18 protein-coding genes are annotated in these 17,406 nt (G+C 60.3%); 11 read left to right on the plus strand and 7 right to left on the minus strand.

Translation table 11 applies throughout. The features are described 5' to 3' along the window. From LD28_RS0113645 to nqrE, 3 genes are all read left to right on the plus strand, one after another. On the plus strand, positions 1 to 1,166 hold a 1,166-nt coding region (locus LD28_RS0113645; protein ID WP_033137503.1), incomplete at its 5' end, for a DHHA1 domain-containing protein. Positions 1,167 to 1,442: 276 nt separating this feature from the next. Beyond that, the gene (locus tag LD28_RS0113650) at positions 1,443 to 1,835 is read left to right on the plus strand and encodes a hypothetical protein (RefSeq protein ID WP_033137504.1); all 393 of its coding nucleotides are present in this window, start codon (positions 1,443 to 1,445) and stop codon (positions 1,833 to 1,835) included. A gap of 202 nt (positions 1,836 to 2,037) precedes the next feature. After that, complete coding sequence (nqrE, locus tag LD28_RS0113655) at positions 2,038 to 2,637, plus strand: NADH:ubiquinone reductase (Na(+)-transporting) subunit E (RefSeq protein WP_033137505.1); 600 nt, start codon at positions 2,038 to 2,040, stop codon at positions 2,635 to 2,637. Positions 2,638 to 2,704: 67 nt separating this feature from the next. Here nqrE and lnt read toward each other — a convergent pair whose 3' ends face one another. The 5 genes from lnt to miaB form a co-directional block, all read right to left on the minus strand. Beyond that, positions 2,705 to 4,249 (minus strand): apolipoprotein N-acyltransferase, encoded by a 1,545-nt coding sequence (lnt, locus tag LD28_RS0113660; protein ID WP_033137506.1) that lies wholly within the window; start codon positions 4,247 to 4,249, stop codon positions 2,705 to 2,707. Positions 4,250 to 4,397: 148 nt separating this feature from the next. Further along, positions 4,398 to 5,282, minus strand: a complete 885-nt coding sequence (gene corC / locus LD28_RS0113665) for a CNNM family magnesium/cobalt transport protein CorC (RefSeq protein ID WP_033137507.1) — start codon at positions 5,280 to 5,282, stop codon at positions 4,398 to 4,400. Between the two features lie 95 nt (positions 5,283 to 5,377). Next, positions 5,378 to 5,842, minus strand: a complete 465-nt coding sequence (gene ybeY / locus LD28_RS0113670; protein ID WP_033137508.1) for an rRNA maturation RNase YbeY — start codon at positions 5,840 to 5,842, stop codon at positions 5,378 to 5,380. Next, positions 5,839 to 6,912 (minus strand): PhoH family protein, encoded by a 1,074-nt coding sequence (locus LD28_RS0113675; RefSeq protein ID WP_033137509.1) that lies wholly within the window; start codon positions 6,910 to 6,912, stop codon positions 5,839 to 5,841. The genes ybeY and LD28_RS0113675 overlap by 4 nt, the downstream gene beginning before the upstream one ends. A gap of 54 nt (positions 6,913 to 6,966) precedes the next feature. After that, the gene (gene miaB / locus LD28_RS0113680; protein WP_033137510.1) at positions 6,967 to 8,400 is read right to left on the minus strand and encodes a tRNA (N6-isopentenyl adenosine(37)-C2)-methylthiotransferase MiaB; all 1,434 of its coding nucleotides are present in this window, start codon (positions 8,398 to 8,400) and stop codon (positions 6,967 to 6,969) included. A gap of 265 nt (positions 8,401 to 8,665) precedes the next feature. Here miaB and LD28_RS0113685 point away from each other — a divergent pair, with 265 nt between their 5' ends. From LD28_RS0113685 to LD28_RS0113705, 5 genes are all read left to right on the plus strand, one after another. Then, positions 8,666 to 9,829: an FAD-dependent monooxygenase gene (locus LD28_RS0113685; protein ID WP_033137511.1), complete on the plus strand. Its 1,164-nt coding sequence runs from the start codon at positions 8,666 to 8,668 to the stop codon at positions 9,827 to 9,829. 26 nt (positions 9,830 to 9,855) lie between these two features. After that, positions 9,856 to 10,251 (plus strand): hypothetical protein, encoded by a 396-nt coding sequence (locus LD28_RS0113690; protein WP_033137512.1) that lies wholly within the window; start codon positions 9,856 to 9,858, stop codon positions 10,249 to 10,251. A 102-nt stretch (positions 10,252 to 10,353) separates the two neighbouring features. Then, a complete protein-coding gene (locus tag LD28_RS0113695) occupies positions 10,354 to 10,920 on the plus strand; it encodes a cysteine hydrolase family protein (RefSeq protein WP_033137513.1) in 567 nt (188 codons plus the stop codon). Between the two features lie 132 nt (positions 10,921 to 11,052). Beyond that, on the plus strand, positions 11,053 to 11,754 hold the full coding sequence (locus LD28_RS0113700) for an excalibur calcium-binding domain-containing protein (RefSeq protein WP_033137514.1): 702 nt from the start codon (positions 11,053 to 11,055) through the stop codon (positions 11,752 to 11,754). A 198-nt stretch (positions 11,755 to 11,952) separates the two neighbouring features. Continuing rightward, positions 11,953 to 12,891 (plus strand): sensor domain-containing diguanylate cyclase, encoded by a 939-nt coding sequence (locus LD28_RS0113705; protein ID WP_033137515.1) that lies wholly within the window; start codon positions 11,953 to 11,955, stop codon positions 12,889 to 12,891. 91 nt (positions 12,892 to 12,982) lie between these two features. On the opposite strand, the gene LD28_RS0113710 is transcribed toward LD28_RS0113705, so the two are convergent. After that, the gene (locus tag LD28_RS0113710) at positions 12,983 to 13,891 is read right to left on the minus strand and encodes a LysR family transcriptional regulator (protein WP_033137516.1); all 909 of its coding nucleotides are present in this window, start codon (positions 13,889 to 13,891) and stop codon (positions 12,983 to 12,985) included. A gap of 115 nt (positions 13,892 to 14,006) precedes the next feature. Here LD28_RS0113710 and LD28_RS0113715 point away from each other — a divergent pair, with 115 nt between their 5' ends. Continuing rightward, complete coding sequence (locus LD28_RS0113715) at positions 14,007 to 14,252, plus strand: hypothetical protein (protein WP_033137517.1); 246 nt, start codon at positions 14,007 to 14,009, stop codon at positions 14,250 to 14,252. 8 nt (positions 14,253 to 14,260) lie between these two features. Beyond that, positions 14,261 to 14,938 (plus strand): HAD-IA family hydrolase, encoded by a 678-nt coding sequence (locus LD28_RS0113720; protein ID WP_050514330.1) that lies wholly within the window; start codon positions 14,261 to 14,263, stop codon positions 14,936 to 14,938. Between the two features lie 41 nt (positions 14,939 to 14,979). On the opposite strand, the gene LD28_RS0113725 is transcribed toward LD28_RS0113720, so the two are convergent. Continuing rightward, positions 14,980 to 15,582 (minus strand): nitroreductase family protein, encoded by a 603-nt coding sequence (locus tag LD28_RS0113725; RefSeq protein WP_033137518.1) that lies wholly within the window; start codon positions 15,580 to 15,582, stop codon positions 14,980 to 14,982. A 275-nt stretch (positions 15,583 to 15,857) separates the two neighbouring features. Here LD28_RS0113725 and LD28_RS0113730 point away from each other — a divergent pair, with 275 nt between their 5' ends. Beyond that, entirely contained in the window at positions 15,858 to 17,402 is a 1,545-nt protein-coding gene (locus LD28_RS0113730) for a sensor domain-containing diguanylate cyclase (protein WP_033137519.1), read from the plus strand. Positions 17,403 to 17,406 lie beyond the last annotated feature (4 nt).

Raw genomic sequence — 17,406 nt, forward strand, 5'->3', positions numbered from 1 at the left:
GGGTGGGGGTGGCCTTCTACCTGATGGCGGCTCTCAACACCCATCTGCGCCAGCTCGGCTGGTACGAACGGCAAGGGCTGCGCACCCCCAATGTGGCAGATTACCTCGATCTGGTGGCCCTCGGCACGGTGGCTGACGTGGTGGCGCTCGATGGCAACAACCGCATTCTGGTCCATCAGGGCTTGCAGCGGATCCGGGCCGGCCGCTGCCGCCCCGGTATTCAGGCGCTGGTGGATGTGTCGGGCCGCGATGGTCGTCGCCTCACCGCCGCCGACCTCGGTTTTGCGTTGGGGCCGCGCCTCAATGCGGTGGGCCGCCTCGATGACATGTCCCTCGGGGTCGCCTGTCTGCTGAGCGATGATCTCAATCTGGCGCGCCAGCTTGCGGCCGAGATGGACAGCCTTAATCAGGAGCGCAAGGAGATCGAGCAGGGGATGCAGCAGGAGGCGCTCGCCACCCTGGAGCAGATCCGTTTTCGCGATGGCGAGGTGCCGTCGGGCATTGTGCTGCACCGCAACGAGTGGCATCAGGGGGTGGTGGGGCTGGTGGCCTCCAAGGTGAAGGAGAAGTACTACCGCCCGGTCATCGCCTTTGCCGAGAGTAGCGAAACCGAGCTCAAGGGCTCCGGCCGCTCCATCCCCGGGGTGCACTTGCGCGATGCGCTGGAACTGCTCGACACCCGCCACCCCGGCCTGATGGGCAAGTTTGGCGGCCACGCCATGGCTGCGGGGCTGACCCTGCCCAAGGCCAATATCGAAGCCTTCGGCCGGGCCTTCGAGGCGGTCATCAGCGAGCTGGTAACCCCCGAGCTGCTGACCGGGGTGCTGCTCACCGACGGCGAGCTGCTGCCGGATGAGCTCACCCTCGAGCTGGCGGAGCTGATCCGCGCCTCCGGTCCCTGGGGGCAGGCGTTCCCCGAGCCGCTGTTTGACGGCGAATTTGTGCTGGTGCAGCAGCGGCTGGTGGGGGAGAAGCACCTCAAGATGATGCTGACCACCGATTCCGGTCACGCGGTGGATGCCATCGCCTTTGGCGTCGATCTCAAGCGCTGGCCCGATGCTTCGGTCAAGCGGGTGCGGCTGGTCTACCGGCTCGATGTCAACGAGTGGCGCGGCAACCGCAGCGTGCAGCTGCTGGTGGAGCATCTGGAGGCGGCCGGTCTTTGAGCCGGTAGCATCGCTGCTTTGTCGCTGACATCGCTGACGACGGCCACCTTCGGGTGGCCGTTTTACTGTGGGCCAGGGGTGACGCTACCGCTTTGTTATGTTGGTTTTTAATTGCTGGCTTTCTGAGTAAGAGGGTTTTTAGTCTCGTTTTATGTCGGTTTGTACGGTTTCAAATTCAAGAAAAAGAGGCGTTGTGATACATTCATCCCCGCATCATTTTGTTGTTTGAACGGGACTGACGCTTTGCTGCCTTCTGGCCGACTATCGACCTGGGCGATGGCCCTCGCTATCGCCAGCCTGCTGTGGTTTGCCGCTTTCGCTGCGGTAGGGATCACTGCAACGCCTCATCAGGTGTCGGCGGGGCAGAGGGTCTCGATGCAACTGCATGAGCAATCCGATCAGGGACTGGCCAACAGTGTCAGTCTCCCTCCTGCCTCCCAGTGGCGACTCAGCTTCGAGCAGGGGCGGCGGCTGGAAGGGGCCACTCACTCCGAGCGCTATCAGATGGTGCTGGCCTGGTTCCAGCACGATATCCTTGGCCTGCTCTGCGGTCTGCTACTGGTTCTCCCTCTCGTCTATGTCAGGCAGCTCCCCGGCTACTTCGGTTATCTGCACCGACGGCTGCTGCTCTGCCGCCACCTGCAATATCGTTTCTGTCACGGCGACTAGCTCACCCTGCTGGCGGATGCACATCTAGGTTTTCACACTGCTGTTGAACGCTCCTGAGTGACTGGCGGGGCAGGCTGACACCTGCTGCCAGCGGTCTATCGTCCGGTGTTGCGTCCGCGCTTTCTGTTGTTTCGTCCATGCTGCTGGCCATCGGCCAGAGGCAGACTTCTCTCTTTGCGCAAACACCTGGTGAGCACACCCAATGGACTACTACCTCAACCTGTTTATTCACTCGATCTTTGTCGAGAACCTCGCCCTGGCCTTCTTTCTGGGGATGTGTACCTTTCTGGCCGTCTCGAAGAACATCAACACTGCCTTCGGCCTCGGTATGACGATATTGGTGGTAATGGTGATCGCCATTCCCCTCAACAACCTGATTTACCGCCATATCTTGCGGGCAGGCAGTACCTTTTTCGGCGAATTCGATCTGGGATTTCTCGATTACATCATTTACATTGGGGTGCTGGCGGCGCTGGTACAGGTGATGGAGATGGTGCTCGACAAGTACTTTCCAAGCCTCTATCAGGCGCTCGGCATCTATCTGCCGCTGTTGACGGTGCACTGCGCCATCTTTGGCGGGGTGATGTTTATGGCGCAGCGGGATTACGATTTTGTCGAGTCGCTGGTCTACAGCGCAGGCTCCGGGCTCGGCTGGCTGCTGGCTATTGTCGCCATGGCCGGGCTGCGTCAGAAGCTGAAGTACGCTGATGTACCCGAGGGGCTGCGAGGCATCGGCATCACCTTTATCGTGGCGGGGCTGATGTCCCTTGGCTTTATGTCCTTCTCCGGCATATCTCTGTGAGGGGATGACAGAAAAAAACGAGGCGCCTGCGGGCGCCTCGTTGTTTATCGGGGATTGCGGATGGCCCTTACAGCTCGCGGGCCCAGGGGTGGGCCTTGGGACGCAGCGCCAGCGCCAGACCCAGCAGCAGCACGGTCAGGCCGTAGAGGGGCCAGCTGCCAAAGCGCATGTAGGGGGTCTCGCCGTGGGCGGGACGCACCTCGCTGCGCAGCACGCCCGCTTCAAACTGCGGGATCTGGCCGATGATGCTGCCATCGATTTCGGTGACGATGGTGATGCCGGTGTTGGTGTCGCGCAGCAGCGGACGTGCCAGCTCCAGCGCGCGCATCCGGGCGATCTCCATATGCTGCCAGGGGCCGATGCTGGTGCCGAACCAGGCGTCGTTGGAGACGGTCAGCAGGAAGTCGGTATCGGCATTGACGTTGCGGCGCAGCTCTTCCGGGAAGATGATCTCGTAGCAGATGGCCGCGGCGAACTTGAGCCCCTTGGCGATCAGGTTGGGCTGCACTTCGTCACCCCGGCTGAACGAGGACATCGGCAGGTTGAAGAAGGGGGCGATGGGGCGCAGCAGATCTTCAAGCGGCACGAACTCGCCGATGGGCAGCAGGTGGTACTTGTTGTAGCGGTTGGGGTGGTTGTAGAAGTAGGACTCCTTGCCATCCGCATCCTGTACCCCCATGCCGAGCACGGTATTGTAGAAGCGCTGTTGCTGCTCGTCGTAGTGGATGATCCCCGCCAGCAGGCCGGTATCGTTCACCTTCATCGCCTTGTCCAGATTCTCCAGATAGGGGCCCATCGCCTTCTCGATAGCCGGGATCGCCGACTCCGGCCAGACGATGATGTCGGCATCCTGATTCTCGCGGCTCAAATCCTGATAGGTGCGCACCGTGGGGGCCAGCGCCTCCGGATCCCACTTGAGGGACTGGGCGATATTGCCTTGCACCAGCGCCACCTTGACCGGCTCGCCACGGGTGACCCAGTTGAGCTGCATCAGACCGTGGGCACCGGCCACCAGCAGGGCAGGCACCGCCAGCCAGAGCGGGGAGCGGGACTTCCACACCAGCCAGATGGCGGAGGCACAGAACAACAGCGCCAGCGTGATGCCCTGTACCCCGAGGATGGGGGCGAAGCCCTTGAGAGGGCCGTCGATCTGGCTGTAGCCAAACCAGAGCCAGGGGAAGCCGGTCATCACCCAGCCGCGCAGCCAGTCAGCCATCAACCACAGGGCCGGGAAGGCGAGTAGCCAGCGGCTCCAGTGACGGCCGCCAAAGAAGCGGGCGAAGGCCCAGCAAGCGAGCGTCGGGTAGAGTGCCAGATAGGCGGAGAGCCCGGCCAGCAGCACGAAGGCGACCGGCAGCGGGATACCGCCAAATTCGGTCATGCTGACGTGGATCCACCATAGCCCCGGCAAAAAGAGTCCCATCGCATAGCCAAAACCGCGCCAGGCGGCCTGTTTCGGCGTGGCTTTGTCCAGCAGGGCGTAGAGGCCGAGCAGGGAGGGGATCACCAGCGGCCAGTAGCCGAAGGGGGAGAAGGCCAGTACGGCAATAGCGCCACAGGCCAGCGCGCTGAGGCTCAACAGGATTCTTGATGTAACGGGAGATGATTTCACGGGCGATTGTGCTCGTCTTGGTGTGCAACTGGGGTCGAATGGCCGGTATCTTAACCTGTAAGAGGGTTAACGGCGAGCCTCGATGCCGGTTGCAGACAGCACAACGCCCCGAAGTCGGGGCGCTGTTTCAGGCATCGAGTGGATTTGCTTACTGCGGTTCGGATTGCGCCGCCGCGTGGTGCTCGGGGATCTTCACCTGCAACTGCTGCAGACGACGCCGGTCGGCATGCATCACCTTGAACAGGTAGCCGTCCAGCTCGATCTCCTCGCCCTTCTTGGGCAGGTGGCTGAAGGCGTGCATCACCAGACCGCCCACCGTATCCACCTCTTCATCGCTGAATTTGGTGCCGAAGAAGTCGTTGAAATCCTCGATCTCGGTCAGGGCGCTGATGGAGAAGACCCGCTTGCTGAGGCGGCGAATTTCGTCCGGCTCATCCTCGATATCGTCAAACTCGTCGTCGATCTCGCCAACGATCAGTTCCAGTATGTCTTCGATGGTCACCAGACCGGAGACGCCACCAAATTCGTCGACCACGATGGCCATGTGGTAGCGCTCTTCACGGAACTCCTTGAGCAGACGGTCAACCCGTTTGCTTTCGGGCACGATCACCGTGGGGCGCAAGATTTTCTCGAGCTGTAGCGGCTCGCTGGCGTGATGGCCGCCAAACCCGAAGGGGAGCAGATCCTTGGCGAGCAAAATGCCCTCGACATGATCCTTGTCTTCGTTGATCACCGGGAAGCGGGAGTGACCGGATTCGATGATGACCGGCAGGATCTCGTCGATCGGCTGGGACTTCTCGATGGTCACCATCTGGGAGCGGGGGATCATGATGTCGCGTACTCGCAACTCGGCGATCTCGAGTACCCCCTCGATCATGTCCTTGGTGTCCTGATCGATGAGGTCTCGCTCTTCGGCATCGGCTATCACGTCTACCAAATCATTGCGGTCTTTTGGCTCGCCCTGGAAGAGTTGGCTGAGTTTGTCGAGCCAGGTTTTCTTCGGCGAGCCGGTACTAGGGTGATCGTCGGTCATTTTTTCTCTTGGTTACTCGCTTAAACACACTTGAAATTGTTCGGGTTATATAAGGATGGCCACCTGCTGTTTCAAGTCGATGACCGTCCGGCTGTTTACTCTTCGTCGTTCAGATAAGGGTCGGCAAAACCGAGCTCCTGCATGATGTCGCGCTCAAGCTGCTCCATCTCTTCGGCTTCCTCATCCTCGATATGGTCATAACCTAGCAGATGCAGACTGCCGTGCACAACCATGTGGGCCCAGTGGGCCATGAGGGGCTTGTTCTGCTCTTGTGCTTCCCGTTCCACCACCTGACGGCAGATCACCAGATCGCCCAGCAGCGGCAGCTCCAGACCGGGCGGCGCCTCGAACGGGAAGGAGAGCACGTTGGTGGGCTTGTCCTTGCCGCGATAGGTGAGGTTGAGCTCGTTGCTCTCCGCCTCGTCGACGATTCGCACCGTCACTTCAGCCTCTTGCTGGAAGCCGAGAATGGTGCCGTCGAGCCAGCCTTGCAGCTGAGCTTCGGTGGGCAGGCCGTCAGTGCTGGCGCTGGCCAGTTGCAGATCCAGGGTTACGCTCATTGCTCGCTCTCTTTGCTGGTGCTCTCTTTCCCGATGCTCTCTTTCCCAAAAATGGGGGCTGCTTTTTCCGCTGCCTGCTTGGCATCGAATGCCTCGTAAGCCTGCACGATGCGGGCCACCACCGGGTGGCGGACCACGTCTTTGGACTCGAAGAAGTTGAACGACAGACCATCGACCCCTTGCAGCACTTCCAGCGCGTGGCGCAGGCCGGATTTGGCGTTGCGCGGCAGGTCTACCTGGGTGATGTCACCGGTGACGACCGCCTTGGAGTTGAAGCCGATCCGGGTCAGGAACATCTTCATCTGTTCGGTGGTGGTGTTTTGAGCCTCATCGAGAATGATGAACGCATCGTTCAAGGTGCGGCCACGCATGTAGGCGAGCGGCGCCACCTCGATGATGTTGCGCTCCATCAGTTTCTCGACCCGCTCAAAGCCCAGCATCTCGAACAGGGCGTCGTAGAGCGGGCGCAGGTAAGGGTCCACCTTCTGGGAGAGATCCCCGGGCAGAAAGCCCAGCTTCTCCCCCGCTTCCACTGCCGGACGGGTCAGCAGAATGCGGCGGATCTCCTGACGCTCCAGTGCATCCACCGCCGCTGCGACCGCCAGATAGGTCTTGCCGGTACCGGCGGGGCCGATGCCGAAGCAGATGTCGTGGCGCACGATGTTGGCGATGTACTGGGCCTGATTTGGGCTGCGTGGCTTGATGAGACCGCGCTTGGTCTTGACCGTCACCTCCTTGCCGTAGGGGATGCTCGGCGCCGGTTCGTCATCCTGCTCCAGTACCCGTGACTCCTGAATGGCCAGATGGACCATGTCGGGGGTGATGTCGGTCACCTTGCCACCCTTGAGGGGCTGGGTTTCCACATAGAGGTGCTTGAGGATGACGGCGGCGGCATCCAGCTGGGCCGGTTTGCCCACCAGTTGGAAGTGGCTGTCACGGTAGCTGATCTCGACGCCGAGGCGGCGCTCCAGCTGCTTGATGTTGTCATCGAAGGGGCCGCACAGGCTGGCAAGGCGCTGGTTGTCGGCGGGCTCCAGATGCAGATTCAGGGTCGAGATGTGTCGGCTCAAAATATCCTCGTCTCAAGGCGCTCCCCATCCGCCGAGCGAATGGGGAGGAGGGGATTAATGGGGTGTGAAAGCGGCCACGCCCAGTTCGTCCGGCACATTGTCGGGACGACGAGCAAGGATCTCGCTCGGGGCGGTGGCGATCCGCAGGTTCATCTCGCTCTCGCCGCGGATGAACTTGCCGCGCAGGGAGTTGGGGCGAACCTCGGTGATCTCCACGTCGGCAAAGCCGCCGATCAGGGTGTGTTGCCCTTCGAAGTTAACCACCCGGTTGTTCTCGGTGCGGCCACACAGCTGCATCGGGTCGAGCTTGGAGGGCCCTTCCACCAGGATGCGCTGGGTGGTGCCCAACATGGCGCGGCCAATCTGCATCGCCTGATTGTTGATGACGTGCTGCAGGCGGGCCAGACGGGCTTTCTTCACTTCCATGTCGACATCATCGGGCATGTCGGCGGCCGGGGTGCCCGGGCGCGGGCTGAAGATGAAGCTGAAGCTCATGTCGAAGTTGATCTCTTCGATCAGCTTCATGGTGGCTTCAAAGTCTTCGTCCGTCTCGTTCGGGAAGCCCACGATGAAGTCGGAGCTGATGGTGATGTCGGGACGGGCGGCACGCAGGCGGCGGATCTTGGATTTGTACTCCAGGATGGTGTGCGGGCGCTTCATCATGGTCAGGATGCGATCCGAGCCGCTCTGCACCGGCAGGTGCAGGAAGCTGACCACTTCCGGGGTGTCTTTGTAGACCTCGATGATGTCGTCGGTGAACTCGATCGGGTGGCTGGTGGTGTAGCGAATGCGATCGATACCGTCGATGGCGGCCACCAGACGCAGCAGCTCGGCGAAGGTGCAGATGCCGTCATCAAAGGTCGGGCCACGATAGGCGTTGACGTTCTGACCGAGCAGGTTCACTTCGCGCACACCCTGTTGGGCGAGCTGGGCAATTTCGTAGAGCACGTCATCCATCGGACGGCTCACCTCTTCACCGCGGGTGTAGGGGACCACGCAGTAAGTACAGTATTTGGAGCAGCCTTCCATGATGGAGACAAAGGCGGTGGCCCCTTCGGCGCGTGGTTCGGGCAGGTTGTCGAACTTTTCGATCTCGGGGAAGGCGATATCAACCTGGGCGCCACGGCCCTCCTGCACTTCCTTGATCATGGCGGGCAGGCGATGCAGGGTCTGCGGGCCGAACACGATATCCACATAGGGAGCGCGCTGGCGAATCGCATCGCCCTCCTGAGAGGCAACGCAGCCACCCACGCCGATCACCAGAGCGGGCTTTTTGGCCTTGAGCTTTTTCCAGCGACCCAGCTGATGGAACACCTTCTCCTGCGCTTTTTCGCGGATGGAGCAGGTATTCAGCAGCAAGACATCTGCCTCTTCGGGCTCTTCGGTAAGGGTGTAGCCATTGCTGGCATCCAACAGGTCGGCCATTTTGGACGAGTCATACTCGTTCATCTGGCAACCCCAGGTTTTAATGTGAAGTTTCTTGCTCATTGCTTCTCTTGACTTGTTTTGAAATCGGCATGGTCAAAGGACCGCGCATTTTACTCCGCAATCTGGATACTGCCTAGCTAATATCCAGCTGGCAATGGTGCTCACCCGATACCGGCCGCCCGCGGGCTCGATCCGCTTTCTCCTTGATTTGACGCAGCAATTCCCCGTTTGCCTCACTGTTTATCAGGCGCCCTTGCGCTATCATGCTGCCATCCGGTTCACGTCCGGGCGCTGTCGCCGGACGCACCCTTTCAGGAATAAATGTATGGAACAGTGTGATATCGCCATCGTCGGCGCTGGCATGGTGGGTGCCGCCACCGCCTGTCTGCTGGCGGCCCAGGGCCTCTCGGTGCGGGTCATCGAAACTAGCCTGCCGGAGCATTACGCGCCGGAGCAGCCGCTGGATCTGCGGGTCTCCGCCATCAGTCAGGCTTCGGTAGCGCTGCTGGAGCAGGCTGGCGCCTGGCACCATCTGCAGCAGATGCGGCTCTGCCCCTACCGCCGACTGGAGACCTGGGAGCTGGATGGCTTTGCCACCCGCTTCAGCGCCGCCGATCTCGGCCTGCCCCAGCTTGGCTACATCATCGAAAACCGGCTGGTGCAGCTCGCCCTGCTCAAACGGATGGAGGATTTTCCTACCATCCAGACCCACACCCCGGCGGCGGTGGCGAGCCTGTGCCAGAGTGCGGATGAGGCGGTACTAACCCTGGATGACGGCACCGAGCTGGCCGCCCGCTGGGTGCTTGCCTGCGACGGCGCCGAATCCCATACCCGCAAGCTGGCTGGCATCGGCGTGTCGCGCTTCGAGTACCGCCAGCACTGCATGCTGATCAATATCGACACCGACTTTGCACAGGAAGATATCACCTGGCAGCAGTTCACCCCGAGCGGCCCGCGCGCCTTCCTGCCGCTGCCCGGCCAGCACGGATCTTTGGTGTGGTATGACAGCCCGGCCCGTATCCGGGCGCTGGCTGCCATGAGCAACGAGGGGCTCGCCACCGAAGTGCGCCGCCACTTCCCAAGCCGCCTCGGCGGCTTCACTGTCACCGGCAAAGGGAGCTTCCCGCTGGTGCGCCGCCACGCCAACGACTACCACGCCGGTCGGGTGGTGCTGCTTGGCGATGCCGCCCACACCATCAACCCGCTGGCGGGGCAGGGGGTCAACCTCGGCTTCAAGGATGTGGCCTGCTGGGTCGATCTGCTGCAAGGGGCTGGCGCCGACTGGCATCAGCTGGCGCTCGCCACCCGTTATGAGCGCCGTCGTCGCCCCGACAACTTGCTGATGCAGTCGGGGATGGATCTCTTCTACGGAGTGTTCAGCAACGAGATTGGCCCCCTCAAGCTGGCCCGCAATCTGGCCCTCAATCTGGCGGACAAGGCGGGCCCGCTCAAGGAGATGGCGCTGCGCTACGCGCTTGGACTGGTGTAACCAGAGGCCGCTATAGGAGGATGCAGATGGAAAAGTGTCACTTTATCAACGGTGATCTGGAGCTGACCAGCGCGCAGGATCTGCAGCCGCTGGTTGCTGCGCTGGTGCAGGGCGGGATGGATTGTCTGGCGCTCCATCAGGAAGAGGGGCTGTGGCACGGACGCCTGGAGCTGTTCGCCGAAGAGGGCAATTACAGTGAGCCGCGACAACTTGTAGCGCACCTGCTCGCCATCTTGGCGGCGCTGCCCGAGTCGGTTTTGCCCCTTTGGCAGGGGTGCCTGCGCAAGGAGATGGATCTGGGTTACCAGTCAGGCGCAGCGCCCATCCTGCAAAACCGGCTGCCGGCCGCACAGCTGCTGGGGCTGGCTGAACAGGGGCTCGATCTGGTGGTCACCCTCTACCCAGGTGATGCTCAGGCATAAGCGGGCTGGCCATACCAACGAGGTTGGCGGGCTGGGCTGTGCTGGCGCGAAAAAGTGGGTATAACGGGTCGGCTATCAACCACTTGATTGGGGAGAGAAGGGATGAACAAGGCGCTACTGGTGATCGATTTTATCAACGATATTGCCCATCCCGATGGGCGCATCGCCGTCTCGGCTGCCCATGTGCTGGAGCAGAACGCCATCAGGCATGCCAATCAGGCGCTGGCCCATGCCCGTGTTCACGGCTGGCTGGTAGTGCTCATCAAGGTGGGCTTTGACGGCCGCTATCAGCTGCAACCCAAGGGCTCCCCCATGTTTGGTCGGGCTCATCAGCTTGGCGCGCTCTCTCTTGGTGACAGCGGCACCGACTTTCACCCCGATCTTGATGTGCAGTCCGGCGATCTGGTGCTGGCCAAGCCCAGAGTGAGCCCCTTCTACGGTACGGCGCTGGAGCCTGCGCTGCGGGCCAACCACATCGACCACCTCTATCTGTGCGGGGTGAGCACCAGCTGGGCTATTCAGGCTGCGGCACGGGATGGTCATGACAGGGACTACGCCATCACCATTCTGGAGGATGCCTGCGCCGCCGCAGATGCCACTGAGCACCACACCTCGCTGCGCATGCTGGGTCGCATCGCCGAGATCATCAAGGTGTCCCAGCTGGCTTGATCCTTAACGCTGGCTGCGCTCGATCACTGTTTTGACATTTAGTCTGCGGCCCCCTGTCGGGCCGCAGCACTTTTGGGCAACATGATTGCCGGGCAAGATAGTGCTCACATGGATAGCAACAAGGATGGACAGATGCGTTATCAGGGACGGATCGCGAACTGGAACGAGGCGCGCGGCTTTGGGTTTATTACACCGGAACAAGATGGCGCCGAGCAGGCAACCGCAGGATTGCGTGGTGCGAGGTTGTTTGTGCATGTCACGGCGCTGCAATCAGATGGTCGCGTGCCCGAGCCGGGGGAGCGCGTTACTTATCTGATCGGCAGTGGCCAGGATGGCAAACCGAGGGCGCTACAGGTGTTTTTCCCTGATCGCCCGCTCACCCTTGCCGATGCAGGGCCGTCGGGCGCGTCATTGGCCGCACCATCAGCAGCAATATCAGCCGCATCATCGGCGGCGCCATCATTGCGGGCGGCAAGTCAGCCGCCACGACCCACCGCGACCAGAGAGCGGATTAACCCCTCCCGGCGCCGCAAGAGCAGTTGGAGTGGCAAACTGATCCCCCTGCTGGTGCTCGCCGGCCTCTTTTCCATCTACTCCCGCTTCTCGGCCGAGTCGATGGCGCCCTTGCCGACCCCCTCTGTTAGCAGCAGTGGCAGCAGTTTCAGTGAGGTCTCATCGCAACCGGCTCAACGCTACCAGTGCGATGGCCGGGAATATTGCTCCCAGATGACCTCCTGCGAGGAGGCAACCTGGTTTTTGCAACATTGCCCGAATACCAAAATGGATGGAGAGGGCGATGGCATCCCCTGTGAAAATCAGTGGTGTGAGAATTAAATATTATTTATCAATTACATATTGAAATTTCGTTCTCTTTTTATCCGGTGCATGGCGCTGGCCTGAAACCTTGCCGGATGGTGTGATCTCGTGGGCTGTGGTCTCAGTTGGCTAAGTGGGAATTGGGTGCTTTACTCTATCTGCTGACTTAATTGTTAATAGGTGGCGGTGCGCCACTTTTGCCACAGGATGGCCATCATGGTGGACGATATACAGAGGTCTCGGAGTCTATTCTCCGAGCGAGCCCATTATCTGGCTGCGCTGCTGGATTCGCTGGAAGACCAGATCTCGGTGATAGATCGGAATGGCGTGATCCACTACACCAATCTCGCCTGGGATCTCTTTGCTGAGCAAAACGGCATGCCCAAGGGATATAACTGGCTCGGGGTCAACTACATGGGGGCGTGTGACGGCGAAGCGGATCCTTTGGCTGTGGCGGCGGTGGAGGGGATCCTTCGGGTTATCCGTCATCAGCAGGATAAGTTCTATCTGGAGTACCCCTGCCACAGCGTGGACACCCAGCGCTGGTTTATGATGCGAGTGGCCCCGGTGATCGGCATCGAGGCCGAGTTTTATTCCATCGCTCATATCAATATCACCGAGCGCAAGTTGCTGGAACTGGAGGTGGCCAACCTCTCTATGCACGATCCCCTGACCGGGCTGGCCAATCGGCGGAAGTTCGATAATTTTCTGCATAACGAGTGGCGGCGTTGCATGCGTGAACATACTCCGCTCTCTCTCATCATGCTGGATCTGGATAACTTCAAGGCCTGTAATGACCATCTGGGCCATCAGATGGGGGATGGTTCCCTCCAGCTGGTTGGCCATCTGTTGCAATCCTTCTGCCAGCGTCCGGCCGATCTGCCCTGCCGCTTTGGCGGCGACGAGTTTGCGCTGATCCTCGGCAATACCGACAGAGTGGCGGCCTTGCGAATTGGGGAGGAGATCCGCCAGGCCATCAACGATCTCGACATAGTGGTGGCGGGAGATCTGCGACTCAGCGCCAGTGTTGGTATTGCCACCTACACGGCAGAACAACCGCTGGAGGGGGAAGGGGAGCTGCTGGCGGCGGCCGATGCGGCGCTCTATCACGCCAAGGGGGAAGGTAAAAACCGCAGTCACTGCGCCAACTGCTGATCCTGATTATTGCTCTTGTTCTGCATGCGCCCCCTTGATGGGGGCGCACTGTTTTGGCCGCCGGTGTTGTAGCCGCCCATGAGCGTCGGTATCACCGCTCGGGAGTGGCCGAGACCGGCGTGGGATGGCTGGCGATCACCTGCCTGACGAAGTGATCCCGGATGGGATCGGCAAAGTCCGGGTTCCATACCATGCTGACCTCCCACTCGGCGCAGGGGCCAAAGAGAGGATAAAGGGTGACATCGGGGCCTGCGATAAAGCTGACGCTGCGCGGTAGGATGGCATTGCCGATACCTGCCGCGACCAGCGCTACCAGAGTCTGGATATCTTCGGCTTCCTGGATCATGCCGGTCAGCCGGTTGGCGCCGAGAAAACCGGCGATCTGCTGGCTGAGACCGGGACAACGGTGGCCCACCATCTGCAGCAGTGGCTGGCTGGTCAGGGCGAGCTGGACGTCGAATGCGGCCGGGTCTGGCTCGGTCATTCGGGTCGGCACCGCCAGTACCAGCCGATCGATCAGCAGCCGGTGTTCCTGCAACTGCGGCATCTGGGGTCTGCGCATAAAGCCAAGCTGCAACTGGCCGGAGAGCAGCTGCTCCTGCTGGATGGCGGAGGGCATATCCTGCAGATGAACCATCACGTCCGTGACCTGCTGCTTGAAGCGGGCGACCAGCGAGGGTGCCAGCGCAAAGCTCGACAGGCCAAAGCCAATCTTGAGTCGACCGGCCACGCCGCTCGCCACCGCCAGCGCATGGCTTTCGAACTCCCGACCGTGCTCGACCAGCGCACTCGCCTGAGTGAGCAGCTGGGCACCGAGCGCCGTCAGCTCGGCGCCGTGGCGGCCCCGTTTGAACAGGGTGCAGCCCAGCGTCTGCTCCAGCCCCTGGATCTGCTTGGTGAGGGCCGGTTGGGTGATAAAGAGGCGGCTGGCCGCCTCCCGGTAGTTGGCGGTGTCGGCCAGCGTCACAAATGCCTGCAATTGCCTCAAGTCAAATTTCATTCCAATTGGTTATCCAAAGTGGCGATTTATTGATTATAAATTATCTAATCGCCTTGTTCTAATGGCTTGGCAAGGGGGAACCGCCCTCCTCCGAACCGGAACAAGGAGCCATATCATGTCCACTCAACGTTATCTTTTTTTGATCAAGGGCACGCTGGTGCTGGCCCAGCCATTGGTAGCCCCGGAGACGGGGGAGCTGCTCGCCAGCCTGTTGCAACAGGGGTTTGTGGTCGGCCCGTTGCAGGTGTGGGCTGGCAATGCCGAGCAGGCGCTCGCCTGTTATGAGCGAGCAGCCCAGCAGCAGGCCTTTGCCGATGCGCTCTCTGGTGTTGCGCCCGAGCTGGCCGGGGTACAGGTATGAGCGTCGACATGAACAACATCACCTTGTCAGTATCCGCCCTGCTGCTCGATATGGATGGCACCCTGGTCTGCTCGACCGGTGATGTGGAGAAGGTGTGGCGGCTCTGGTGCCAGCATCATCAGCTTGCCCCCGAGCCGGTGCTGGCGATGTGCCACGGCATGCGCTCGCGGGAGGTGATCCGGGCGCTCGCCCCGCAACTGGATGTGGAGCGGGAGGCGGTGCGGCTCGACGAGCTGGAGATGGAACATACCGGTGGCGAGGCCATCGCCGGGTGTGACGAGCTGCTGCGCCGCTTGCCGCGAGAGCGTTGGGCCATCGTGACCTCCGCCAGTGAGCGGGTTGCCCGCCATCGCCTGCGTTGTGCCGGTTTGCCGCTGCCCAGCGTGCTGGTGGGGGCCGAAGAGGTGGTCAATGGTAAACCCGATCCCGAGCCCTATCTGCTGGGAGCCGAACGGCTTGGCGTTTTGCCCGCTCGCTGTCTGGTGTTCGAGGATGCGCCGGCCGGTATCGAGAGTGCCTTGCGCGCAGGCTGCACCGTGGTGCAGGTAGGGGGTGATGCGCCGCTCAATCCGGCAGTGGTGGCGGTGATCCGCGACTGGTGCGAGGTGAAGGTAACGCTTGGGGAAGGCGCTGCGGCCGCATATTGCGGTATGAGTTATCGCCATCAGCGCGGCCTGGCGCAATAAAAACGCCCCCGAACTACGGGGGCGTTTTGCTATCTCAAGAGTTACTTGAAGACGCGGAAGCGGGTGGCGTCGTCGATAAAGGTCTTGTCGCCGGCCGGTTGCTTGATGCTGCCAAAGGGCATCTGGGCACGCAGCAGCCAGCTGGTGGGCAGGTTCCACTCCTTGCGCACCGCCTCGTCGATGAGGGGGTTGTAGTGCTGCAGGGAGGCGCCGATCTTCTCCTGAGCCAGCGTTGTCCAGACCGCGAACTGGGCGATGCCGGTGGCATGTTCCGACCAGACGGGGAAGTTGTCGGCATAGAGGGCAAATTTTTGCTGCAGATCCTTGATGACGTCGGTGTCTTCAAAGAACAGCACGGTGCCAAAGCCTGCGCGGAAGCTGCCATCCACCTTGGCTTCGCTCTGGGCGTAGGCTTCCGGTGGCACGATCTTTTTCAGCTCGGCTTTGACGATATCCCACAGCTTGTGGTGCTGGGCGCCAAACAGGATGACGGCGCGGGAGCTCTGGGAGTTGAAGGAGGAGGGGCTGTGCCTGATGGCATCCTGGATCAGGGCCGTCAGCTGCTCCGGCGTATGGGACACCTGGTCGCCCAGGGCATAGATGGTTCGACGTGCTTTGATCTGTTCGATAAACGGACTGCTCATAACATCTCCTTTGCGTGATAGTCACCGGGCGCCCGCCTTGTGGCCAGCCACCCCCAGTTGCTCAAGCTATAGACTATACCACCCTCTCAAGAGCAGAATGTTAACCGAGAGTGATGATGCTTTTTCCTGTTGGTTAATATTCGACCCGGGATTATTGATTCATAGCCAAAGTATGAGTGTTTTCATTTGAATCGTTAAGATCTGACGGCAATCAATAATCCATAGTGGATTCCTCCCTAAAATCAGTCCTTATCAATCTGGTCTATGGATGTGATGTGAGTCAGCTCCCCCTTAATAGACGCTATTACGTACTTGCTCCTCTCTCCTTTGTGCTGGGGATCCTAGTGTTGCTTTCAACATTGATCCTGGCGGCCGCCAGCTATGTGCGTGATATCGACAAGACGGTGGCGGGCTTTGGCCATATGGCCTCCTCGGTTGAAGCCGCATTGATCCATGAAATGGTGCAGGTCAATGAGCGGCAGATCGCAGTGCTGGAAGCCTCTCTGGATAAACAGGCGATTGCCCGTGGTGAACCGGCCAACAATCATATTTGGGCCATTGCTCATCAGATCAAGCGCAGCAGCCATTACATCTACTTTTACAATCCAAAGTTTGACCTGATTAACAGTTATCCCGAGTGGGGGCGACCTGCTGGTTACCGAGCCTCGGTGCGCCCCTGGTACAAGGTGCTGTCCATGCCAGGGGATGAGACGGTCTGGCTTGGCCCCTATCCCGAATACAGCACCAGAGAGCTGATCCTTACCTTGGTCAAGCGAGTGCGGGATGACAAGGGGCACCTGCTGGGGTTGCTGATGGTGGATATGTCATTCAAAACATTGCAGCAGGCGTTGAAAAGAACAGTAGGGAACAACCGTGCTGCGCTCTATCTCACCCTGCGCGGCAGCGATGAGTTGATCGTGGGTAGCAATCTTGATCTGCTGGATACAGAGGCGAGGAACGTGGTGGGGGGACACAACTGGTTTGGCCTCGATGTGCTCTGGTATGGCACTCATCTCAAGCGTGAGCTGGAAGACATTGGTTGGGATCTCAACATCTATTTACCTCCCTCAGTCTTTCGTGACGGCCTCAAAGAGTCCCTTTTGATGGTGGTGCTGCCCCTGTTATCACTGTTTCTGATCTGGTTTCTCAGCATAGGTTTTCTGGTGCGGATATTTCGTCAGGAGCAGGCATTGGTATCCGGTTCACTGAGTGGGATTGTCCAGGATCCGGCAGCGTCCGAGCCGGTTGCAGAAGCAAGTACCTGGTTTGTACACCGCAGTCTCAGTGAAATAGATCAAGTACGTGCCACCTTTCTCAAAGATAAGGATGCGCTGCTGCGCGATCCTCTGACCGGCAGCATGAACCGGCGGGCTTTCGAACAACACAAACTGGCTCTTGAGCAGACCGAGCTGCATTTTTGGCTGCTGCTGTTCGATGTGGATTGCTTCAAAGGGATCAATGACACCCTTGGCCATGCCTTTGGTGACCAGGTGTTGGTTCGGGTTGCCCACATTCTGACCGAAGAGTTTGGCGAACATGCGGTCTACCGGATTGGGGGCGATGAATTTGCCGCATTGGTGCAACTTGAACGCAGTGATCTGGAAGCCGCTCTGGCTCATCTGCTCTACCGGGTGCGCAGCCAGCAGTGGCGCGAGTTCAAGGGGCGGGTCACCCTGAGTGCGGGGGGCGCCCGCAATCAGCAGGATTGCACCGCGTTGTTTGAACGGGCCGATGCGCTTCTCTATCAAAGCAAGGGCTGCGGTCGGGATTGCTGGCATCTCTCGTCAGGGGGCGATGTGATCCGCAAGGAGCAATCCTGACAAT

The sequence above is a fragment of the Aeromonas finlandensis genome, from assembly GCF_000764645.1.
GTDB lineage: Bacteria > Pseudomonadota > Gammaproteobacteria > Enterobacterales > Aeromonadaceae > Aeromonas > Aeromonas finlandensis.

Bases quoted from the DNA above. Each gene is read 5' to 3' on its own strand.
- LD28_RS0113650 (WP_033137504.1), top strand. From the start codon at position 1,443: ATGGCCCTCGCTATCGCCAGCCTGCTGTGGTTTGCCGCTTTCGCTGCG.
- nqrE (WP_033137505.1), top strand. From the start codon at position 2,038: ATGGACTACTACCTCAACCTGTTTATTCACTCGATCTTTGTCGAGAAC.
- corC (WP_033137507.1), bottom strand. From the start codon at position 5,282: ATGACCGACGATCACCCTAGTACCGGCTCGCCGAAGAAAACCTGGCTC.
- ybeY (WP_033137508.1), bottom strand. From the start codon at position 5,842: ATGAGCGTAACCCTGGATCTGCAACTGGCCAGCGCCAGCACTGACGGC.
- miaB (WP_033137510.1), bottom strand. From the start codon at position 8,400: ATGAGCAAGAAACTTCACATTAAAACCTGGGGTTGCCAGATGAACGAG.
- LD28_RS0113685 (WP_033137511.1), top strand. From the start codon at position 8,666: ATGGAACAGTGTGATATCGCCATCGTCGGCGCTGGCATGGTGGGTGCC.
- LD28_RS0113690 (WP_033137512.1), top strand. From the start codon at position 9,856: ATGGAAAAGTGTCACTTTATCAACGGTGATCTGGAGCTGACCAGCGCG.
- LD28_RS0113695 (WP_033137513.1), top strand. From the start codon at position 10,354: ATGAACAAGGCGCTACTGGTGATCGATTTTATCAACGATATTGCCCAT.
- LD28_RS0113700 (WP_033137514.1), top strand. From the start codon at position 11,053: ATGCGTTATCAGGGACGGATCGCGAACTGGAACGAGGCGCGCGGCTTT.
- LD28_RS0113705 (WP_033137515.1), top strand. From the start codon at position 11,953: ATGGTGGACGATATACAGAGGTCTCGGAGTCTATTCTCCGAGCGAGCC.
- LD28_RS0113710 (WP_033137516.1), bottom strand. From the start codon at position 13,891: ATGAAATTTGACTTGAGGCAATTGCAGGCATTTGTGACGCTGGCCGAC.
- LD28_RS0113715 (WP_033137517.1), top strand. From the start codon at position 14,007: ATGTCCACTCAACGTTATCTTTTTTTGATCAAGGGCACGCTGGTGCTG.
- LD28_RS0113720 (WP_050514330.1), top strand. From the start codon at position 14,261: ATGAACAACATCACCTTGTCAGTATCCGCCCTGCTGCTCGATATGGAT.
- LD28_RS0113725 (WP_033137518.1), bottom strand. From the start codon at position 15,582: ATGAGCAGTCCGTTTATCGAACAGATCAAAGCACGTCGAACCATCTAT.